Below are 18,982 nucleotides of genomic sequence, written 5' to 3'. Positions count from 1 at the left end.
AACCGCCGATCGCAAATATCGAAGCCGGGCGCGGTCATCGTCAAAACTCATGAACTCGACTGGCCGCCGCCAGGGTCGCGGTCAGTGGAGGATCTGGCTGAGGAACAGCTTGGTGCGCTCATGCTGCGGGTTGTCGAAAAACGCGGCCGGCGCATTCTGTTCGACGATGCGGCCCTGATCCATGAAGATGACCCGGTCGGCAACCTGGCGGGCAAAGCCCATTTCATGGGTGACGCACAGCATGGTCATGCCCTCATCGGCCAGGCCCACCATCGCGTCGAGCACTTCCTTCACCATTTCCGGGTCGAGGGACGAGGTCGGTTCGTCAAACAGCATGATCTTCGGCGTCATGCAGAGCGCCCGGGCGATCGCCACGCGCTGTTGCTGGCCGCCGGAGATCTGGCCCGGATACTTGTGCGCCTGCTCGGGAATCTTGACCCGCGTCAGATAGTGCATCGCCACGTCCCTGGCTTCCTTACGCGGCATCTTGCGCACCCAGATCGGCGCGAGCGTGCAATTTTCGAGGATCGTCAGATGGGGGAAAAGGTTGAAATGCTGGAACACCATGCCAATCTCGCGGCGCACTTCGTCGACCTTCTTCAGGTCGTCGGTGAGTTCGATCTGGTCGACGATGATCTTTCCCGACTGGTGTTCCTCCAGCCGGTTGATGCAGCGGATCATCGTCGACTTGCCGGAGCCGGACGGTCCGGCAATGACGATACGCTCGCCCTTCGCCACCTGGAGGCTGATATCGCGCAGCACGTGGAAATCGCCGTACCACTTGTTCATGCCGACGATTTCGATCGAATAGTCCGAAGCGGACGCGAGCGCTGCAGATTGAACTTTGGCCATGGTCGGTGTCCTGATTTTGTGCATCGAAGCAGGAGGCCGGAAGGCGACAAGCGGTTTCCGGCCCTCGATTTTTCAGTCCGGCATGGCAACCGTGAACTGGATCTCGACCAGGATCTCCGGCAGACCGAGTTTGGCTTCCACCGTCGCCCGTGCCGGCGGCGCATCCTTGTCGATCCAGTCGACCCAGGCCACGTTCATCTCGTCGAAATCGTCAATATCGCGAAGCCAGATCATCGCACTGATGATCGCGGCGCGATGGGAGCCAATTCGATCGAGGTAGCCATCGGCCTTGGCGAGGATCTGTGCTGTTTGCCCGCGCACATCCTGCTGCTTGTCATCGGCGGTCAGCCCGGAAAAGTAAGCGATCCCTTTGTGCACGACGACGCGGCTGAGCCGCTCGGTCTTGTCAAGTCTCTGGAGGATCATGATCTCTGTCCCATCCCGTTTTTGGCTGCGATAAACCGATCCGGGCGAAAGTCGGCCAGGCTCTGGTGAACGTGTCCGCGAACGACCTCGTCGGCGACAGCCTTGCCCAGATAGGGGGCGATGGTCACACCGCTATGGGTGACCGCTGCGTAGTAGCCGCTGACACCGGGCACCCAGCCGCTGCAGGTCAGGCGATCGCTCGGGATCGGACGCATGGTCGTGCGGATGGATTCCAGGTCATCGGGCTGCACCGCCGGCAGCACCTTTCGAACGGCGTCGATCAGGAGGCCGGCTTCCCGGCCCTTCGGATCGAGGTCACCCAGTTCCGGGACGACATCATCCACCGAGATCTTGTGGATCATCAGGCGGCCGGCACCGTCGGGCCGGACGTCGAGATCGTCCATGTGGAATTGCCGCTGCAGCGTCGAGGCCACCGGCAAGGTAAAGCCGAGAACGCCGATATTCGATGCCATCGGGATGGATGGAACGCCGTCCAGCTTGCGGTCGGCCCAGCTGCCCGTGCAGTTGATCACCACATCGGCCTCGTAGACGTCGCCCTTGGTCGTGCGAACGATCTTGGTTTCACCGCTCAGATCGATTGTTTCGACGGGGGAAAATGCGTGGACCGATGCATTCCAGCGCTCCCTGGCCGCCCGCAGGAGACCGGCAGAATAGAGCACCGGATGGACCCAGCCTTCTTCCGGGTAATAAATGATCGGAGACTGTCCGATCGCCGAAAGATCGATTTCGGGTTCCAGTTCGGCCAAGCGGCTCTTGCTGATCCACTCGACACCATAGCCCCAGTCCTGCATCTGGTCGGCATTCTCCTGCTGCGCCGCCCAATCCTCCTGCCGCGAATACCATTCGAGGCTACCGGTCTGATGAAACCATGGCGCATTGCCGAATTCGCGGCTCAGATCGAGATGCGCGCGCATGCCTGCAACATTCAAGGCAAAATAGCTCTGCGGTCTCTTTCCGGTCGCATTGGTCCAGGCGAAGCTGGCCGCAGACGCTCCACCGGCAATCTTGCCGGCCTCGATGACAGTAACCCGGGCGCCGGCTTTGGCCGTTTCATATGCCACCGAACTCCCAATGATCCCTGCCCCTATGACGACGACGCGCATTCTCTTCTCCGGTACCCATTGTAACGATTTACGGATTGCTTCTTGGCGAAGCTTTCACCCACCGGGCGATTTGATCCGTTTTGGAGAAGGGGCGCTTTGCGGTCAAACAACCGCATCGGGGGCGCTTATAATGAATAGTTATGAACGGCGATCCGACGCCTCTAAGAGCCCGGAAACGTGGGTGTTATGAGAAACTCGATGAACATGTCGTTCCTCAGTTATGAACTTTTCCGACCTGGGCTCCTGTCACGATGTTATCTCTGGGACCACCTGAAATTATCAGAGGTCCTGCATGGCTTTGTATCCCTCCCAATCCGTCAGACCGACCGCCGGCTTGCTCGTCGTTGACGGCAGGACCGTCGAGGCGCTGGTCACCGCGCAGGATGCCATCGACCTCGCGGACGCGGCCTTGCGAAAGACGTCGAATGGCGTCGCCCATCAGGATGTCAGGCGGACGCTGGACCTGCCGGGGGTGCCCGGCGCCTGCCTCTCGTTGATGTATGCCTCACCTGCTGACCGCCCGCTGTTCGGCGCCAAGGTACTCTCGGTCAGCCCGCAGAATTTCGAAGACGGCCTGCCGTCGCACCAGGGCGGCGTTCTCCTGTTCGAAAGGGAGCACGGGCGACCCGTCGCGCTGATCAACGCACACGCCATCACCGGGCTGCGCACACCGGCTGCCAGTGCCGTCGCGACCAGAACCCTGTCGCGGGCGGACTCATGCGACCTCACTTTGATCGGCTATGGCGAGCAGGCCGAACGCCATGTCGACGCAATCGCCCTCGTGCGTCCGATCACGCGGATCCGCGTATGGGGCCGCGATCCCGGCAAGGCGGCCCGGTTTGCCGAAGCCCAAAGCCGCAAGGGCTATTCGACCACGGCCTGTTCGACCGTCCGGGACGCCGTCGAAGGCGCCGATATCGTCTGTACGGTCACCTCGGCGAAATTCCCGATCCTGGAAGGCAAGTGGATCTCCGCCGGCACCCATATCAACGCCGTCGGAGCCAGCATCGCCTCCCTCAAGGAACTGGATGTGGACTGCGTCACCCGTTCCAGCATCTGGGTGGACTACATGCCGATGGCGATGACCTCAGCATCCGACCTGACGGAGCCACTCGGCGACGGCCGCCTCGATCCTTCGCAGATCATCGGGGAAATCGGCGCCGTGCTGAACGGGGATGTCCGGGGCCGCCGCGACCCGTCCGAAATCACTCTGTATCGTTCGCTGGGCGTTCCCGCCCAGGACATCGAGCTTGCCAACTTCATCTATCTGAAGGCGAAAGACCTTGGTCTTGGCGTCGAAGTGTCATTGTAAGGATTTTCCCATGCTGACTTGCCAGAAGCATCTGTTTTCCATTCCCGACGACGTCACCTACCTCGATGTGGCCTATATGTCGCCGATCCCCAAGAGCGCCGTGGAGGCCGGTATCAAAGGCGTGCAGGTCAAGGCGGCTCCCTGGGAAATGACGATCAATTCCTATTATGACGACGTCGAGAAGGCCCGCGCCCTGGCAGCCTCCTTCATCGGCGCGCAGACGGACGACATTGCGATCGTTCCGGCGACCAGTTACGGCATCGCGCTGGCGGCCGGCAACGTGCCGCTGACGGCCGGATCCGTGATCCTGATGATGGAGAACGAGCACACCTCCCATCGGTACGCCTGGTATGAGGTCGCCAAACAAAAGGGCGCCCGCGTCGTCACCGTTCCCCGGTCGCCGGATGAAACCTGGTCGGATTGCCTGGTTGCCGCAATCCGGAATTCGCAAGCTCCGGTCTCGGTGGTCGCCGGAACGATCGTTCACTGGTTCGAGGGCACCCATGTCGATATCGAAGCGGTCGCCGAAGCGAGCCGCGCCGCCGGCGCCAGCCTTGTGATGGATGGCACGCAATGGGTCGGGGCCGTGCCCTTCGACGTGACCCGCGTGCGGCCCGATTTCCTGACCTTTGCGACCTATAAATTCCTGCTCGGACCGTATCGCCTGGCGTTTCTCTACGCCAACCAGGATTGGCAGAAGACGGGACGGCCTCTCGAATTCCACTCCTGGAACCGTGCCGGTGGAGAACGCTCGGATTTCTACCTGGAAACCATGCTGGACTACCAGCCCGGCGCCCGCCGCTTCGACATGGGAGAGCGCTCCGATTTTGCCGTCCTGCCGATCGCGATCGACTCGATGCAACTCTTGCAGCAATGGGGTAGCAAAGCCGTTCATGAACGGCTCCTGTGGCTCAACCGCCTGATCTGGCAGGAGGCGGAACAGCGAGGCTATTCCGGTCCGATCGAGGCCTTGCGCGCAGGCCATATCTCGGTGGTCGATCTCGGGGAGCGCTACCGCGACGACCTGGCAAGACGCCTTAGGGAACAGAAGGCCTTCGTCACTATCCGCGGCAGCAAGATGCGCATCACGCCGCATGTCTACAACGATGAAGGCGATATCCGGACCCTGTTCGAGATCATCGACACGCTGACCCGCTAGACCTCCGATCGAACCGCGTCCGGGGCACTCAGAACTCCGAGAGTGCCCGGACGCCGCGATCGACACCGTTCATGTAGTCCCGGGTCGACTGGATGAGATGTTCGACAAAGGTATCGGCGACCGAAGAGGCGATCGTGCCCCATGGCCTGTAGACACTCAGGTTGATGTCGAGATGGGGCTGGAAGTCGCGGATCTCGATGGGAAGATCCTTTGCCATCCATGCCGATAGCCTGTCGATGACCGCAACCCCCACACCATTGGCCACCAGGTTCACGCAGGTGTTCGATAGCGCCGCCTCGACTTTCAGTGCCCGGTTGACCCCACGCTCTTCGCACAGGGCATCCAGTTGCCTCCGCATTGGGTCACCCACACCTAAGGAAACGAAGTTCAGGCCTTCCAGGTCATCGGCCTGAACGACCGAGAGCCGGCTCAACGGATGGCCCTTGGGCATGATGCAGACCGGCGGCGTGGCCACCAGGGCCCGCCGCACGACGGACGGGGTTTCATCATTCACTTCGGCCGCCACGCCAATATCGAGCTGGTTGCGACTGGCCCGCTGAATGATGGTGGAGGAACTGCGGATATCGACCGTCACGGCCACATCCGGATATTCCTTTGTGAAGCTGGCGATGATCGACGGCAGCAATGTCAGGCCGAAGGCAGGCAGCGCCGAAATATTGAGCCGGCCGCTGCGCAGCTCCTTGATCTCGCGCGCCACCCGCGAAATGCCGCGCACGGTGTCATAGACACGCCGGATCTCGGCGTGAAGCATGTGCGCCTCAGGCGTGGGGATGAGACGCTGGCGATGGTTGCGAAACAGCGGAAAGCCGGCCTTTGTCGTCAACTGAAGCAGAATCTTGCTGACGGCCGGTTGCGTGATATTGAGCGCATCGGCCGCCTTGGTCGTCGTGCCATGCGACATGACTGCGGCAAAGACCTCGATCTCCCGCGGCGTAAATTCACCATCATTGGTCAGCAATTCGATCTCCAGATGGGTTATGAAGCGCCCAATATCGCCCGTTCAGGAATAGGCGGGCAACCGCTTTTCCACAAACCTAAATCCGGATGTAATGACGATTGCCAGCATAAAATAGGCAAAGGCGGCTGCCAGAAGCGGTTCATAGATGCGGAAGGTCTGCGCCCGCACGAGATTGGCAGCACCCATCAGTTCGAAAAGCGTGATGGTGGCGGTCAGGGCGGTGCCTTTCAGCAGCAGTATGTTCTGGCCGCCGATCGCCGGCAGCGCCAGTCGGAAGGCTTGCGGCAGCAGGAGCAGGCGCAGGATCTGCCCTTTCGATAGCCCCAGCGACCTGCCTGCTTCCCTCTGGCCACTGGGAACCCCTTGCAAGGCTCCCCGCCAGATCTCGCTGCAATAGGCCGCCGTGTTGAGCGAGAGCGTGAAGAAGGCATAGCTGTAGGCGCTTTTAAACAAAGGCCAAAACGGACTGTAGCGGATCGCCGGGATGCCGGCCAGGATCTGCCCTACCCCGAAATAAACGAGATAGAGCTGGACGAGCAGAGGCGTTCCCCTGAAGGCGAGCACAAATGCGATGGCGGGATATCGCAGCCAGCGCGACGAGGAAAGCCTCGCAAGCGCGACCGGGATGGCCAGCATATTTCCAACCAGCGCACAGCCGACGAACAGCAGAATCGTCGATTGAAACCCGGTCAGCAGCTGAGTGACCAGATAGGTGCCGAATTCCGTCATGCTACGCTGGCCTCCAGACACGATAAGATTTCACTTCGCAGACGTGCAGCAAGGCGGTCGAGACGGCCGACATCACCAGAAACACGACGGCCACGGCCGAATAGAACAGGAAGTAGTGGCGCGTCGCACCGGCCGCCATCTTGCCGGCCAGCACGAGTTCGGTGAAGCCGATAAGGCTGACGAGCGAACTCTCCTTGAGCACGACCAGCCAGAGATTGCCCAGTCCCGGCAAGGCCAGCGGGACCATCTGCGGCAGGATGACCAGGAGAAAGGTCTGCCGGCGGGTCAAGCCGACGGCATAGGCGGCTTCCGTCTGCCCGGCAGCGACCGCAACGATCGCGCCGCGCAGCACTTCGGTGCTATAGCCGCCCTGAACGATCCCCAGGGAAATCGCCGCCGCCACGAAGCCGTTGAGCTGGAAATCGGCCAGAAGTCCGGTCATCCCCAGAAGGGATCTCAGAGCATCGGTTGCCGAGTAATAGACCAGAAAAATGATCAGGATGTCCGGGATGGAACGGATGATCGTGGTGTATCCGGAGGCCAGGCCCCTGGCAACGCGGCTGTTCGACAGTTTGGCCAGCGCTCCGATCAGGCCCAGCATCAGACCGATGAGGTAGGCGCTAATTGAGATACCAAGGCTGAGGCACGCACCCCGAACCAATTCATCGCTCCAGCCCTGGTCACCAAAACTCAGTAGAGTTAGCCAAGACAGTGTCGAGTCCATGCGGCATGTTCCAGTTCGACAAGGATTGTGCCGGCTGTCCAGTGGACAGCCGGCATCGACTTTGAAGTCAGTCAGAGATCAATCGCCGTAGATATCGAAGTCGAAGTAGCGCTTGGTGATCGTGTCGTATTCACCGCTGGCGCGCACCGCCTTGATGGCTGCATTGAGCCGATCCCGCAGAACCGTGTCTTCCTGGCGAACACCGCCGCCGTCGCCGTAGCCGAACATCTTTTCATGCGGCATCTCGACCTTGATCTCGTAGCTCTGCCCTTCGGGCTTTTTCAGGAAATCAGAGATCTGGATGGCCGAGGCCGCCATGAGATCGACACGTCCTGCCTGCAAGTCTGCGATCTCGTCGTCCAGTGTCGGATAGAGCTTGAGATCGGCCACGCCGCCGAACTTTTCCTGCATGTAGGTTGCCTGCAGGCTGGCGCTCTGCGCGGCGACAGCGACGCCCTTGAACGTATCAGGCTTGGTAACGTCGAATTCTCTCGTATCAGCCTTGGCACCGACGAGCACGTTCGCCGAATAGTAATATTTGTCGGTGAAATCGATCACTTCCTTACGCTTGTCGGTGATCGACATCGAGCTCCAGATCACGTCGAACTTCTTTTCGAGCAGAGCCGGGATGATGCCATCCCAGGCGATATCGACGATCTCGCACTTCGCCTTCATTTCCGCGCAGACGGCATCCATGAGATCGATTTCCCAACCCTGCCATTTGCCGCTCGCATCCTTGACGGAGAAGGGTGCGTAGGGCTCGGCGGCGACGCCGAAGCGCAACACTTCGTCTGCCGCCATAGACGAGTTCACTGCGCCCAACGGCGCCACGAGAATAGACAATGCAACAATTAATCTCTTCATTTTTCATTCCCCTTGTTGGTTTCTGTAGACGTCTTGGATTCTCCTCTCAGCGCGCCTCCACCGGGCGAAGCGCTTCGCATATGGAAAACAGCGTCGCTTCGGTATCAGGTCGCGTCGAGATTTGAAGGGATGCCGGCAACCCGCCCTGCGTTGGAAGGGGCATGGCGAGCGTCGGAAGGCCGAGAAAATTTGCCCAGCGGCGGAAGGTGCCGCCCGCCAGGCCGTAAGGTACGAAATCCGGACCGACCGCCGTCATTTCGTCGGTCAGGCGCGGCGCCAGTCCGGGTGCCACGGGTGCAGCGAGAAGATCGACGGCCGACATGAGGTCCAGGAAGATCGCTTGGGCGTGGCTGCGAAACGCCACCGCTGCCTGATAGTCCGTCGCATCCATTGCCCTGCCCGCCGCGATGAAACCGCTGACGGCCGCCCCGACATCCTGCGGGGCGCTCTCGACAAGCGCGCCATACTGCGCGGCAAATTCATATTGCAGGATCACAAGTCCCGCCTCCATGACCTTGCCGGCCAGCGGAAATTCAAGCGTCCGCACCTGAACACCAGCCGCCTGCAATCGGGCGAGCCATAGCGCCTGGGCATCCGCCACGACGGGGTCGACAGCCGCGGCATGCAGATCGGGACAAAGGCCGATCCGAAGGCCTGAAAGGGCGACCGCCAGCGGCTCCGGAGCCTCTGCGCCCTGCATGGCGAAATGCACCAGGCGGGCGTCCTCAACGCTATTTGCGATCGGGCCGATCGTGTCTAGACTCGGGGCCGTTGGGCGAACACCCGAGGGATCGCCGCGGCCATTCGTCGGCTTGAAGCCAAAAAGCCCGGTGGCAGCCGCCGTGGAGCGGTTCGACCCGCCGGTATCCGTTCCGATGGCGGCGACACAATAACCGGCAGCGACGGCCGCCGCCGAACCGCTGCTCGTGCCGCCGGTGCCGCGCGTCGGATCCAACGGGCTGACCACCTTGCCAAACCAGGGATTTTCATGGTTGCCGGCCGTCAATTCATGCAGATTCGTCTTGCCGACGATCACGGCACCGGCGGCGCGCAGATTGCGGATGCAAGCCGCATCCTCTTCGGCGACATGGCCCCTGAACAGCTGCGAGCCCGACGTCGTCGGCCACCCCTTGACGTCGATGACATCCTTGACCGCGATCGGGATACCATGCAGCGGGCCGCGGCGCCGGCCGGAGCGAAGCTCCGCGTCCAACCGCCCGGCATCCTCAAGCGCTTGCTCCCGGGCGACGAATATCATCGCCTTGATCTGATCGTTGTTGCGCTCGATCCGCTCGAAACACCCTTCGATGAAACTCACCGTGGACAGGCCGGCGGCAAAGCGCCGCTGTATGTCGCCTATCGACTGAGGAGAGTCTTCCATCATTGCATTCAGCCCGTGTGTCCGGTCCCTGCGACCTTCACATGCAAGCTAACAGGAAGCTCCAGCCCGCCCTAATTCCTTGAAGCGCGCGGTTAATTACCAATTGTTATTAACCCGGCAATGAGGCGCCGCTGGTTGGAGAGATCGTCTCCGTCCTTGCGCGGGTCGTGCAACCAACTCATGCCGGGGTGATCCGCACCGGAACGGATTTGGCGGCCGGCGTTTTGCTGTCCTCGTCATGCTGCCAGAGCGGGATCAGCGAGTTGCATTCCGGGAAATAGGCAGCACAGGTGCCGGGCGGCAGATCATAGTCGATCACCTGCATGCCGGTGAGAGTCCGCTCGATACCGTCATCGACTGCGGTGGTGATGCGGGCAAGCCCGTCTTTCGCCAAGCCCAGGCGGATGCGGTCGTCGGCATTCATCATGATGATCATGCGGGATTTGTGAATGCCGCGCAGCCGGTCATCGTAGCCATACACCGTCGTATTGAACTGGTCGTTCGATCTCAGCGTGACCAGACGCAATAGGTCGCGATCATCGCTGACCGAAAAGCTGGCGTCGAGAGATTTCGGCAGTTTGAAATTTGCTTTCCCGGTCTCGGTTTTCCAGACACGATCACGCGCCGGCACCGGGCGCGGGAAACCGCCGGGGGTGTCGAGCCGTGCGTTGAAGTCTCGAAACTGTTCCGGAAACGTCGCCTCGATGGCGTCTCTGACCTTTGCATAATCCGCCACCCATTCATCCCAGGGCACGGTCGGGTTTGGCGGCAGCGTATGCTTTGCGATTTCCGCCACGATGCGCGGCTCCGACAGCAAAGCCGCACTTGCGGGCTGATATTTGCCGCGCGAGGCATGGATGCAGGTCGTCGAATCCTCCATCGTGACGATCTGCGGCCCGCTCGATTGTTCGTCGATCTCGGTCCTGACCAGGGTCGGCAGGATATAGGTCGTTGCGGCGGTGATCAGGTGGCTGCGGTTGAGCTTGGTGGCAATCTGGACCGACAGGTCGAGGCCGCGCCATTTTTCTTCCATCAGCGTGCGTTCGGGGATGGCGCGGACAAAATTGCCGCCCAGGCTGATAAAGGCTTTCACGTCGCCTTTGACGATTGCCTCGCAGGCTTCGACGGTATTCAGGCCATCCTTGCGCGGCGGCTCGAAATGATATTGCTCGGCCAGACGATCGAGTGGCACGAGATCCGCCTTCTCGGATATGCCGACCGTGCGCTGCCCTTGCACATTGGAATGCCCCCGTACCGGGCAAATGCCGGCACCCGGCCGGCCGATATTGCCGCGCATGAGCAGGAGATTGACCAGCATCTGAATGTTGCTGACCCCATAACGATGCTGGGTGAGGCCCATGCCGTAGATCGCGATGACGGAGCGGGCCTTTGCGTAGGTTTTCGCCGCCGCTTCTATGGACGCATACGTCAGGCCGGATGCCTTGAGGATATCAGGCCAGGCGGTCGAGCGGACATGCGCCTCGAACTGTTCGAAGCCGTGCGTATGGGCCGCGATGAAGGCCTCATCGAGAATGCGCGCAGCGCCGGTTGCGATCGCCTCATCGTCCCAGTCAAACAGACACTTGGCCATTCCCATGATGGCGGCGATGTCGCCGCCGGCATTGACCTGATAATACTGCGTGGCGATATCGGTCGGCTTGTTCGTCGCCATCTGGCCAGGGCGCTGCGGATTGACGAAGGCCTGCCATCCCCGCTCCTTGAGCGGATTGAACACCACCACCGGCGCGCCGCGCTCTCTCACCTCCTGCAAGGTGTGCAGCAGCCGAGGGGCATTGGTGCCGACATTCTGGCCAAAGGACAGAATACAGTCGGTGTGGTTGTAGTCGTCGAGCAGGATCGTTCCGACCGGCGTGCCGATGCTTTGCGGCAAGGCCACCGAAGTCGTCTCGTGACACATGTTGGAACTGTCGGGAAGGTTGTTGTTGCCGTACAATCGCGCCAGCAACTGGTACATGTAGGATGTCTCGAGCGAGGCTCGCCCCGACGCATAGAACACGACCTTTTCCGGGTCGTAGCCTTTCAGTTTCGAGCCTATGTCGGCAAAAGCGTCGGCCCAGCCGACTTCCACAAATGTATCGCTGGCCCGATCGTACCGCACCGGATGGGTCAGCCGGCCCTCGTTTTCGAGGTCGTAGTCTGCCCATGTCAGAAGCTCGGTGACGGTATGTCTGGCAAAGAAATCCGGCGTCGTGCGCTTCGATGTGAGATCCCAGAACGTGGCTTTCGCACCGTTTTCACAAAACTCCGCCAGATGCGGTTTGCCGGGCTTGGCCCAGGCGCAACTGGTGCAGGCATAACCGCCGACCTTGTTGTGATCCGTCATCAGCCCCGGTGTCGTCTTGACGGCGCCTTGTTTGATGGCGTGTTTCACAACCGATTTGATGGATCCCCAACCGCCGGTCGGCATCTCGTATGTTTTGAACTCTGCTTTTTTATCCATGCTGCGCCCTTTCCTTTGATGCGCAACCGCTCCGCAAGCCGCAGGGTTCCATGGATCGGATAATCTATTTCGGGCTGCAGCGGAGAAACCGGAAACGATGGAACGGATGCCTGCCTGCCACGTTGACGCGTTAACGCACGAATTTTGGCGCTGACCTTCCAACCGACGGACACTGAGCTTGACGAGCACGCTAGACCCCTATTGCGGCCCAGCCCCAACCTCCGAGACTCTGCTTGCCTCGTGGAATTTCGATGTGGTCCTGATTGTGGCTCTGGTGGTTGTAACCGCCGCGGCTCACTTTGCAGACCCGCGCCGACGCAACTGGCGGACCGCTGTTCTGGCAACGCTGCTGTTCATGGCCTTCGTATCGCCTTTGTGCGCCATGACCACCGCGCTGTTTTCGGTCAGACTGTCCCATCACATCCTGATCGGATCGGTCATCGCCCCGCTGATCTTCATCATGGCACGTCCTCAGCTCGGATGGATCGCACGATTGCCTGCCGAGGCGGTGTTCCTGACGCATACCGCCCTATACTGGGCCTGGCATCTACCGGCCGGCTATGGCTTTGCCCTGTCGGGAACAGCGCCGTATTGGCTGATGCAGTCCGGCTTGATTGCCGCCTCGATCGCACTCTGGGGTCAAATGCTGTCACGGCATGTATCACCTGTCACCGCCATAAGCCTGGCATTGGGAACCATGGTGCAGATGGGGTTCCTTGGCGCCATCCTCACCTTCGCGCCCGATGCTCTGTTCGAAGCGCACCTTGGCACAACCAGGGCGTTTGGCATGGGCCCGCTTCAGGATCAACAACTGGCCGGCGTGTTGATGTGGACGGTTGGCTTTGCGCCTTACATCATCGTCGCGCTCTGGAGCATCCGCACCCGTTTGCTGTCCCGTCATGCCACAGGGCCGTAGACCGCAATGATTTTCCTGAAATTCATCCACATCATTGCCATTTCCATCTGGGCGGCCGGGCTGGTCAGCCTTCCGGGGCTCTACGTGCAGAGGGCCCGCATCCAATTGGATGAAGACCTCTACCGGCTCCAGAATGTCGTCCGCTTTTCGTATGTAAAAGTCCTATCGCCCGCGGCCTTCATCGCCATTGGCACCGGCACGGCGCTGACCTTTCTGCAGCTGCCGTTCAGCGAATGGTTCTCCATGAAGCTCGCGCTGGTCGGCGCCATGGTGGTGATCCATGTGATGACGGGTCTCGTCATCATCCGGCTTTTCGACGAGGGCGAGGCATATCCTGTCTGGCGTTTTCTGCTGGCCACCATCGCCAGCACGCTCATCGTCGGCGGCATCCTGTTCATGGTGCTGGCTCGGCCGGACGCGCCGGCCATCCTGCCCGCCAACTGGTCGGAACCCGGAGCCCTCAAAAGGATGATCGCGCAGATCAGTCCTTGGGCGATACCATGAGGCCAATGCCGTGATCGAATATCAGCTTGCCGCCGTGCCAGCCCGCCAGCCCCGCCAGCAGGGCTGCAAGGACCGAAAGCCCCAGGCCATGGGGAAGGACGTCGATCATCTGCGTGAACCGTCCGCCCCAATTGGCACCGGCCACGGCGATGAGCGACATGGCCGCAATGCCATGGGCCCAGCTGGCAACGCGGGCCCGAATGCCGGCGACCAGCAAGAGTTCGGCCGTGCCGATCAGACCTGCGGCGATCCCTCCGAAGAACCCGCCGCCTGCAGCCCACAGTCCGGCGCGCATCCAGAACGGGTCTGCGCTCCACCAGTACATGACGTCGGCCGCCAAGGTGGCCATGACCAGCGCGATGGGGAAATGCACTGTCATGGCATGAAGCGGGTGCCCGGCGACCGCCACGGCAGAACTCGTCGTCTGTTCCTCGATCTTCGTGATGACCGGGTTCTCGCTGCCATTTTCCATCAAAAGGGATCTCCATTCAGGCTACCAACACCAGGACCGCCTTTCAGGTTCCTCGCGCTTTTCGGTTTAAGCCTGTTTTCGCCTCTCCTGGCCGGTTGCCAGGGCGACCTCTCCGCCCTGGATGCGGCAGGTCCGTCCACAGCCGCAATCGCCCGACTTTGGTGGGCCATGCTAGCGGGTGCCGCCGTCATTTTCGGCCTCGTCATGGCGCTGCTCTGCGTGGTCTTCTTCGCGCGCGATAAAGTCAAACACATCAGCCCGCAGCGCTGGATCGTGCTCGGTGGCATCGTCATGCCCGTGCCGATCCTGCTCGCACTGCTCGGATACGCATTTTACCAGGGCGAGACGCTGTTTGGCGACCGCGTCTCCGATGCCGAGATCACGGTTGTCGCCACATCGAGAATGTGGACTTGGGACTTCGCCTATGAACTCGACGGCAGGACCGTCACGTCCCGCGACATTCTCCATCTGCCGGTGGGACGCCCCGTGCGCATTGAGACGACGAGCGTCGACGTCATCCATAGTTTCTGGGTTCCGCGGCTGGGCGGCAAGATCGACTCCATTCCCGGACAGGTGAATGCGATCGTTCTGCAGGCGGACGTCGAGGGAACCTTTGGCGGCATCTGTTCGGAATATTGTGGAGTGGGTCATGCCGGAATGACCTTCCGGGTGACCACGCACAGCGTCGCAGAGTTTGAAAACACACTGAAAAAGTTGGGGCCATGATGACACCACCTCCTGTGGCTGAGAAGATTTCTGCCATCGCCCTGCACCGGCAGCTCGACGCCATCTGGAACTCCGGCACGGGGTGGCGACGATTTGCGGCGGTCAATCATAATGTGATCGGCAAGCGGTTCATGATCACCGCACTGGTGTTCTTCGCGATTGGCGGCTTTCTCGGCATGCTGATCCGCGCGCAACTGGCAACGGCCAACAATGCCTTCATGGATGCCGCGCAATATGCGCAGGTTTTTACCATGCACGGGACCATCATGATGTTCCTGTTTGCGATCCCCTTCTTCGAGGGCCTGGCCATCTATCTTCTGCCCAAACTGCTAGGCGCCAGGGACCTCGCCTTTCCGCGCATATCCGCCTACGGCTTCTGGTGTTATCTGTTCGGCGGATCGATGCTAATCGTGGCGCTTGTCAGCGGGATCGCGCCGGATGGCGGCTGGTTCATGTACACCCCGCTGTCGTCGTCCAAATACAGCCCCGGCATCAATGCCGATATCTGGCTGCTGGGCATTACCTTCGTCGAGATTTCGGCGATCAGCGCGGCCATAGAAATCGTCGTCACGATCATCCGCATGCGCGCGCCCGGCATGTCTCTGATCAGAATGCCGATCTTTGCCTGGTACATGCTGGTGGTCGGCGGAATGATGCTGGTCGGATTTCCGCCGCTGATCCTCGGCTCGATCCTGCTCGAAGCGGAGCGGGCCTTCGATCTGCCGTTCTTCGACCCGGACCGGGGCGGCGATCCGCTATTGTGGCAGCACCTGTTCTGGCTGTTCGGCCATCCCGAGGTCTATATTATCTTCCTGCCGGCCGCCGGCGCCCTGTCGACCATCATTCCCGTCCTGGCGCGAACGACGCTGGCCGGCTATGAAATGATCATCGCGGCGCTGATGGCCATGGCATTTCTCTCCTTCGGATTGTGGGTCCACCACATGTATACGGTCGGCATCCCCCACGTCGCCCTGTCCTTTTTCTCCGCCGCCAGCGCCCTTGTCGCGATCCCCACGGCGATCCAGCTCTTCGCCTGGCTCGGCACGCTGGCCCAGGGGCGACCGCAATGGAACGTGCCGATGCTGTACGTCCTCGGGTTCTTTTTCGTGTTTGTCGCCGGAGGACTGACCGGCGTCATGCTGGCCATGGTGCCATTCGATCAGCAGGCCCACGACACGCATTTCGTCGTCGCGCACCTGCATTATGTGCTGGTCGGCGGCTTTCTCTTTCCGATGCTGGCCGGCATATACTACTGGCTGCCTCACATCAGCGGGCGCCAGCCGGTCCAACATCTCTCCCGTGCCGCCTTCTGGATGATCTTCATCGGCTTCAACCTGACATTTTTCATGATGCATCTGACGGGCCTGCTCGGCATGCCGCGCAGAACCTTCGCCTACCCGGACGGCTCGCCCTGGGAATGGCTCAACCTGCTGTCGTCCTTCGGAAGCTTCGTGATGGCGATGGGTTTCATGCTGGTCGCACTCGATGTCGTGCTGATCTTCCTGTTCGGCAAACCGTTTCGGCGCAATCCCTGGAAGGCGGGAACGCTGGAATGGGCCATGCCGACGCCGCCGCCATCCTACAGTTTCGCCTCCCTGCCGCAGATCTCCGCCCGCGCCGACGCTCTGGCTATCGACACGCTCGGTGCCGAACTTGCGGCTGGCAAGGGCTATCTCGGCTTCGCCCGCAATGGCTGGATGGAAACGATGGGGGTGGATGCGGTATCCGGCGCGCCTAACCAGATCATCGTCCTGCCCCGTCCGACCTATCTGCCCTTCTTCACGGCAGTCACCACGGGTGGCGTCTTCATCGGGCTGCTTTTGAAAATCTATCCGCTGGCAATCGTTTTCGCGCTGGTGACGCTTGCCATGTTCCTGCGCTGGACGCCCAATGCTGAAGCGAAGATCGACCGGGGTCTGGTCGACGCGTCTGAAGATTGCCGTGTTCCCCTGCATTTCGAAAGCAAGGATGCCCCGTCGATCCTGGCCATGCGCCTGACGCTGCTGGCCAATGCCACCTTGTTTGCCTCGCTGTTGTTTGGCGGACTTTTCCTCTGGGTGTCCAACACCGGCGCCCAGCCCCTCCTGCATACGCCGACCGGGAGTGCCGCTCTCATCGCGCCGGTGGCCCTTCTGGCCACATGCGCCGGTGCTGCTGCAGGGACAAAGATGAGCCTCTGCCGACCCTTGCTCATCGTGTCCCTGGTCTCCTACGCCATCACATCCTGTCTGACCGGACTGGAGCTCTACTGGCACACAACGGCGACCTCGTTTGCGCTGGAAGCCGTGAAATTCGCCGTCTCCAGCTATCTGCTTCTCCATTTGGTCATCGGTCTGATCTTTGCCGGATTTTGCCTGTGGCGGACGGGTGAATACATCTCCGAAACCCGCCAGAACGACATGCGGATCGCGACCCTTTGGCATGGCTACGGCATCGCCATCACCGTTATCACCGCGCTCTATCCCCTTCTGCTGACAAGCTTGCGTCCGGGAGGCTGACATGCGCTATCGTCTGATATTCTTCATCATCGGGCCGTTCGTGCTGTGGAGCATCTCCTTCACGACGCTCTATGGCGTTCAGGGTTTGGGCTGCAGGGCTGATTGGGACACGGTGTTGCTTGCCGGATTTCCTCTGCTGCGGCTAGTCCTGATGGCTCTTCTTGTGCTGGCCACAGCCCTGTCTGCAGCCCTGTACCTGGCCGCGCGAAGCATGGATACACACCAACCAGGCATGGGCCGCATAGCCCGCTACAGTGCGCTTGCCGGCATGGTCTCGACAGTGATCACATTCCCGGGCGTGTTCTGGCTGCAACTTTGCTGATCTCGGAACCAGCAGGACAAGGCATGGTGGCCGCGATCAGCCTACGGCGGCTGATGCTCGCCCCCGTGCGGCGTTGATTGACGACCCGCTAAAGTTCTTTTCGCTCACGGAACGTTAAGCAGTAGAGGGTTAGGACTCTGCTTATCGAATAGATCCGGAAAATGTCCGAAGCAGATCCTGCCATTCCAAGGCACGTTGACCGCGGAATAGAATGTCCAGAAACGGATAGACAACGCCATGCCTGCTGCCGCCTTGCCGATACTCGTCAATATTTTCGTTGCAGGCATGTTCGTCGCAAGCTTCCTGACCATCGCGCAGCTCAATCCCGGCTTCGGCCATATCCGCTGGTTCGCACTCAGCTACGCCATCGGTATGCTTACGCCGCTATCGGAGTTTGTGCTGCCCCTCTCGCCCTCGCCGACACCTTTCATGATAACAAGTTTCGCCGGTCTTTTCGGCGGTATCGTCCTAATGGCACCGGCCATCTCGCGCCTGCATGGACGGCGACCGGCATGGTGGATAGGCGGCGTCATCTTCATCAGCGGTCTTTGCCTTCGTGGACTGGTTTGGGGCGGCGAGCGCAATGAATTCTGGTATGAACTGACCTATCAGATCCCATTTGCCTGTGCTTCCTGGTTTTGTGCCGCGACGTCCTACCTGCATGGTCGCAAGACGCCCCTTGATCGTGCCGCAACGGCACTGTTCACGGTGATCGGCGCCCACTTCCTTCTCAAGCCCTTCGCCGCTGTCCGCTTCGGTTCCGGTGCAACGGCTTCCGATTATGTCGGCACAACCTATGCCACCGTGTCACAAGCCAGTTCCGGAATTCTGCTGATTGCAGCTGGCCTTCTCGTCCTGATTGATGCCCTGCAAACCGTGGTCCTCAGGGATCGAAGAGAGGCCATTTCGGACCCGCTGACCGGACTGCCCAACCGGCGCGGCTTGCATGCTTCGTTTGAGGACATGGCGCGCCGCCACCGCAGCATTCCGGCCGCAATCGCGATTATCGACATCGATCATTTCAAACGCATCAACGACACCTGGGGGCACCAGAAAGGCGATGACGTCATTCGCGCAGTGGCCCTGTGCCTGGAGGAAAATTGTCCCGCTCTCAGCACGGTAGCGCGGATCGGCGGCGAGGAATTTGTGCTGCTGTTTCCCTGGGAAGGCCCCGCTCTGGCGCAACTGGCGTGCGAAAATATCCGCATGGCTGTTGCGCAACTTGAATTCAAGCGCGTGGAAACAGTGACGGTCAGCATTGGCCTCACGCCTGTCGCCGCGCATGAGGATTTATCCTCGGCCATGAAGCGGGCAGACGGGGGCCTCTACAAAGCGAAGCAATCGGGGCGAAACACATCTGTCCTCGAACCAAATGAAACAGTGGACATCCCCTCGGACCGGGACCTTCAGGTGGCGAAATAAGCCGTCGTGTCGCCCGGCAGAACCCGCACCTGCACCCAGAGCACATGCCGGCCCTCCGGCGCACTCGACGGGTCCACGGCCGTCGGCTGCCATCAGAACAACCGGTCGAAA

Annotated in this window: 18 protein-coding genes; 8 read left to right on the top strand and 10 right to left on the bottom strand. The window is 60.7% G+C overall.

Annotation, left to right across the window (positions count from 1 at the left end):
* Positions 1–81 precede the first annotated feature (81 nt).
* The 3 genes from HGO38_RS13585 to HGO38_RS13575 form a co-directional block, all read right to left on the bottom strand.
* Entirely contained in the window at positions 82–852 is a 771-nt protein-coding gene (locus HGO38_RS13585) for an amino acid ABC transporter ATP-binding protein (RefSeq protein ID WP_250956431.1), read from the bottom strand.
* Positions 853–924: 72 nt separating this feature from the next.
* The gene (locus HGO38_RS13580; protein WP_250956430.1) at positions 925–1,278 is read right to left on the bottom strand and encodes a RidA family protein; all 354 of its coding nucleotides are present in this window, start codon (positions 1,276–1,278) and stop codon (positions 925–927) included.
* Entirely contained in the window at positions 1,275–2,438 is a 1,164-nt protein-coding gene (locus tag HGO38_RS13575) for an NAD(P)/FAD-dependent oxidoreductase (RefSeq protein ID WP_352230486.1), read from the bottom strand. The genes HGO38_RS13580 and HGO38_RS13575 overlap by 4 nt, the downstream gene beginning before the upstream one ends.
* Before the next feature lie 256 nt (positions 2,439–2,694).
* Here HGO38_RS13575 and HGO38_RS13570 point away from each other — a divergent pair, with 256 nt between their 5' ends.
* Positions 2,695–3,714, top strand: coding sequence for an ornithine cyclodeaminase family protein (locus tag HGO38_RS13570; RefSeq protein ID WP_250956428.1), 1,020 nt, complete (start codon positions 2,695–2,697; stop codon positions 3,712–3,714).
* A 10-nt stretch (positions 3,715–3,724) separates the two neighbouring features.
* A complete protein-coding gene (locus HGO38_RS13565; RefSeq protein WP_250956427.1) occupies positions 3,725–4,873 on the top strand; it encodes an aminotransferase class V-fold PLP-dependent enzyme in 1,149 nt (382 codons plus the stop codon).
* A 28-nt stretch (positions 4,874–4,901) separates the two neighbouring features.
* Here HGO38_RS13565 and HGO38_RS13560 read toward each other — a convergent pair whose 3' ends face one another.
* The 6 genes from HGO38_RS13560 to HGO38_RS13535 all read right to left on the bottom strand — a co-directional run bounded on the left by HGO38_RS13560 (position 4,902) and on the right by HGO38_RS13535 (position 12,011).
* Positions 4,902–5,852 carry a LysR family transcriptional regulator gene (locus tag HGO38_RS13560; protein ID WP_250956426.1) on the bottom strand — a complete coding sequence of 317 codons (951 nt, stop codon included), beginning with the start codon at positions 5,850–5,852 and terminating at the stop codon, positions 4,902–4,904.
* 42 nt (positions 5,853–5,894) lie between these two features.
* Positions 5,895–6,581 carry an ABC transporter permease gene (locus HGO38_RS13555; RefSeq protein WP_250956425.1) on the bottom strand — a complete coding sequence of 229 codons (687 nt, stop codon included), beginning with the start codon at positions 6,579–6,581 and terminating at the stop codon, positions 5,895–5,897.
* A gap of 1 nt (position 6,582) precedes the next feature.
* A complete protein-coding gene (locus HGO38_RS13550; protein WP_250956424.1) occupies positions 6,583–7,305 on the bottom strand; it encodes an ABC transporter permease in 723 nt (240 codons plus the stop codon).
* A gap of 78 nt (positions 7,306–7,383) precedes the next feature.
* Positions 7,384–8,157 carry a transporter substrate-binding domain-containing protein gene (locus HGO38_RS13545; protein WP_502941560.1) on the bottom strand — a complete coding sequence of 258 codons (774 nt, stop codon included), beginning with the start codon at positions 8,155–8,157 and terminating at the stop codon, positions 7,384–7,386.
* A gap of 58 nt (positions 8,158–8,215) precedes the next feature.
* Complete coding sequence (locus HGO38_RS13540; protein ID WP_250956422.1) at positions 8,216–9,550, bottom strand: amidase; 1,335 nt, start codon at positions 9,548–9,550, stop codon at positions 8,216–8,218.
* 178 nt (positions 9,551–9,728) lie between these two features.
* The gene (locus HGO38_RS13535; protein WP_250956421.1) at positions 9,729–12,011 is read right to left on the bottom strand and encodes an FdhF/YdeP family oxidoreductase; all 2,283 of its coding nucleotides are present in this window, start codon (positions 12,009–12,011) and stop codon (positions 9,729–9,731) included.
* A 178-nt stretch (positions 12,012–12,189) separates the two neighbouring features.
* Here HGO38_RS13535 and HGO38_RS13530 point away from each other — a divergent pair, with 178 nt between their 5' ends.
* The gene (locus tag HGO38_RS13530) at positions 12,190–12,927 is read left to right on the top strand and encodes a cytochrome c oxidase assembly protein (protein ID WP_250956420.1); all 738 of its coding nucleotides are present in this window, start codon (positions 12,190–12,192) and stop codon (positions 12,925–12,927) included.
* A 6-nt stretch (positions 12,928–12,933) separates the two neighbouring features.
* Positions 12,934–13,431, top strand: coding sequence for a CopD family protein (locus HGO38_RS13525; protein ID WP_250956419.1), 498 nt, complete (start codon positions 12,934–12,936; stop codon positions 13,429–13,431).
* On the opposite strand, the gene HGO38_RS13520 is transcribed toward HGO38_RS13525, so the two are convergent.
* Positions 13,409–13,903, bottom strand: a complete 495-nt coding sequence (locus tag HGO38_RS13520) for a DUF2231 domain-containing protein (RefSeq protein WP_250956418.1) — start codon at positions 13,901–13,903, stop codon at positions 13,409–13,411. The two genes, HGO38_RS13525 and HGO38_RS13520, sit on opposite strands and share 23 nt — an antisense overlap.
* Between HGO38_RS13520 and coxB the strand changes: the two genes are divergently transcribed.
* From coxB to HGO38_RS13500, 4 genes are all read left to right on the top strand, one after another.
* Positions 13,799–14,629 carry a cytochrome c oxidase subunit II gene (gene coxB / locus HGO38_RS13515; RefSeq protein ID WP_352230477.1) on the top strand — a complete coding sequence of 277 codons (831 nt, stop codon included), beginning with the start codon at positions 13,799–13,801 and terminating at the stop codon, positions 14,627–14,629. The two genes, HGO38_RS13520 and coxB, sit on opposite strands and share 105 nt — an antisense overlap.
* Positions 14,629–17,127, top strand: a complete 2,499-nt coding sequence (gene ctaD, locus HGO38_RS13510; RefSeq protein WP_250956416.1) for a cytochrome c oxidase subunit I — start codon at positions 14,629–14,631, stop codon at positions 17,125–17,127. Before coxB ends, ctaD begins: the two co-directional genes overlap by 1 nt.
* 1 nt (position 17,128) lies before the next feature.
* Complete coding sequence (locus tag HGO38_RS13505) at positions 17,129–17,449, top strand: hypothetical protein (protein ID WP_250956415.1); 321 nt, start codon at positions 17,129–17,131, stop codon at positions 17,447–17,449.
* 237 nt (positions 17,450–17,686) lie between these two features.
* Positions 17,687–18,871 (top strand): GGDEF domain-containing protein, encoded by a 1,185-nt coding sequence (locus tag HGO38_RS13500; protein WP_250956414.1) that lies wholly within the window; start codon positions 17,687–17,689, stop codon positions 18,869–18,871.
* Positions 18,872–18,982: the final 111 nt, after the last annotated feature.

It is taken from the genome of Rhizobium sp. CG5, assembly GCF_023701945.1.
Classification (GTDB): Bacteria; Pseudomonadota; Alphaproteobacteria; order Rhizobiales; family Rhizobiaceae; genus Allorhizobium.
Note: the sequence above shows the minus strand (reverse complement) of the source record. Positions and strands in the feature narration are given on the sequence as shown.

What these genes read in the sequence shown, in the direction of transcription:
- HGO38_RS13520 (WP_250956418.1), bottom strand. Translation starts at nt 13,903, where the DNA reads ATGGAAAATGGCAGCGAGAACCCGGTCATCACGAAGATCGAGGAACAG.
- HGO38_RS13570 (WP_250956428.1), top strand. Translation starts at nt 2,695, where the DNA reads ATGGCTTTGTATCCCTCCCAATCCGTCAGACCGACCGCCGGCTTGCTC.
- HGO38_RS13505 (WP_250956415.1), top strand. Translation starts at nt 17,129, where the DNA reads ATGCGCTATCGTCTGATATTCTTCATCATCGGGCCGTTCGTGCTGTGG.
- HGO38_RS13580 (WP_250956430.1), bottom strand. Translation starts at nt 1,278, where the DNA reads ATGATCCTCCAGAGACTTGACAAGACCGAGCGGCTCAGCCGCGTCGTC.
- HGO38_RS13540 (WP_250956422.1), bottom strand. Translation starts at nt 9,550, where the DNA reads ATGGAAGACTCTCCTCAGTCGATAGGCGACATACAGCGGCGCTTTGCC.
- HGO38_RS13585 (WP_250956431.1), bottom strand. Translation starts at nt 852, where the DNA reads ATGGCCAAAGTTCAATCTGCAGCGCTCGCGTCCGCTTCGGACTATTCG.
- coxB (WP_352230477.1), top strand. Translation starts at nt 13,799, where the DNA reads ATGCACTGTCATGGCATGAAGCGGGTGCCCGGCGACCGCCACGGCAGA.
- HGO38_RS13565 (WP_250956427.1), top strand. Translation starts at nt 3,725, where the DNA reads ATGCTGACTTGCCAGAAGCATCTGTTTTCCATTCCCGACGACGTCACC.
- ctaD (WP_250956416.1), top strand. Translation starts at nt 14,629, where the DNA reads ATGACACCACCTCCTGTGGCTGAGAAGATTTCTGCCATCGCCCTGCAC.
- HGO38_RS13555 (WP_250956425.1), bottom strand. Translation starts at nt 6,581, where the DNA reads ATGACGGAATTCGGCACCTATCTGGTCACTCAGCTGCTGACCGGGTTT.
- HGO38_RS13535 (WP_250956421.1), bottom strand. Translation starts at nt 12,011, where the DNA reads ATGGATAAAAAAGCAGAGTTCAAAACATACGAGATGCCGACCGGCGGT.
- HGO38_RS13500 (WP_250956414.1), top strand. Translation starts at nt 17,687, where the DNA reads ATGCCTGCTGCCGCCTTGCCGATACTCGTCAATATTTTCGTTGCAGGC.
- HGO38_RS13525 (WP_250956419.1), top strand. Translation starts at nt 12,934, where the DNA reads ATGATTTTCCTGAAATTCATCCACATCATTGCCATTTCCATCTGGGCG.
- HGO38_RS13550 (WP_250956424.1), bottom strand. Translation starts at nt 7,305, where the DNA reads ATGGACTCGACACTGTCTTGGCTAACTCTACTGAGTTTTGGTGACCAG.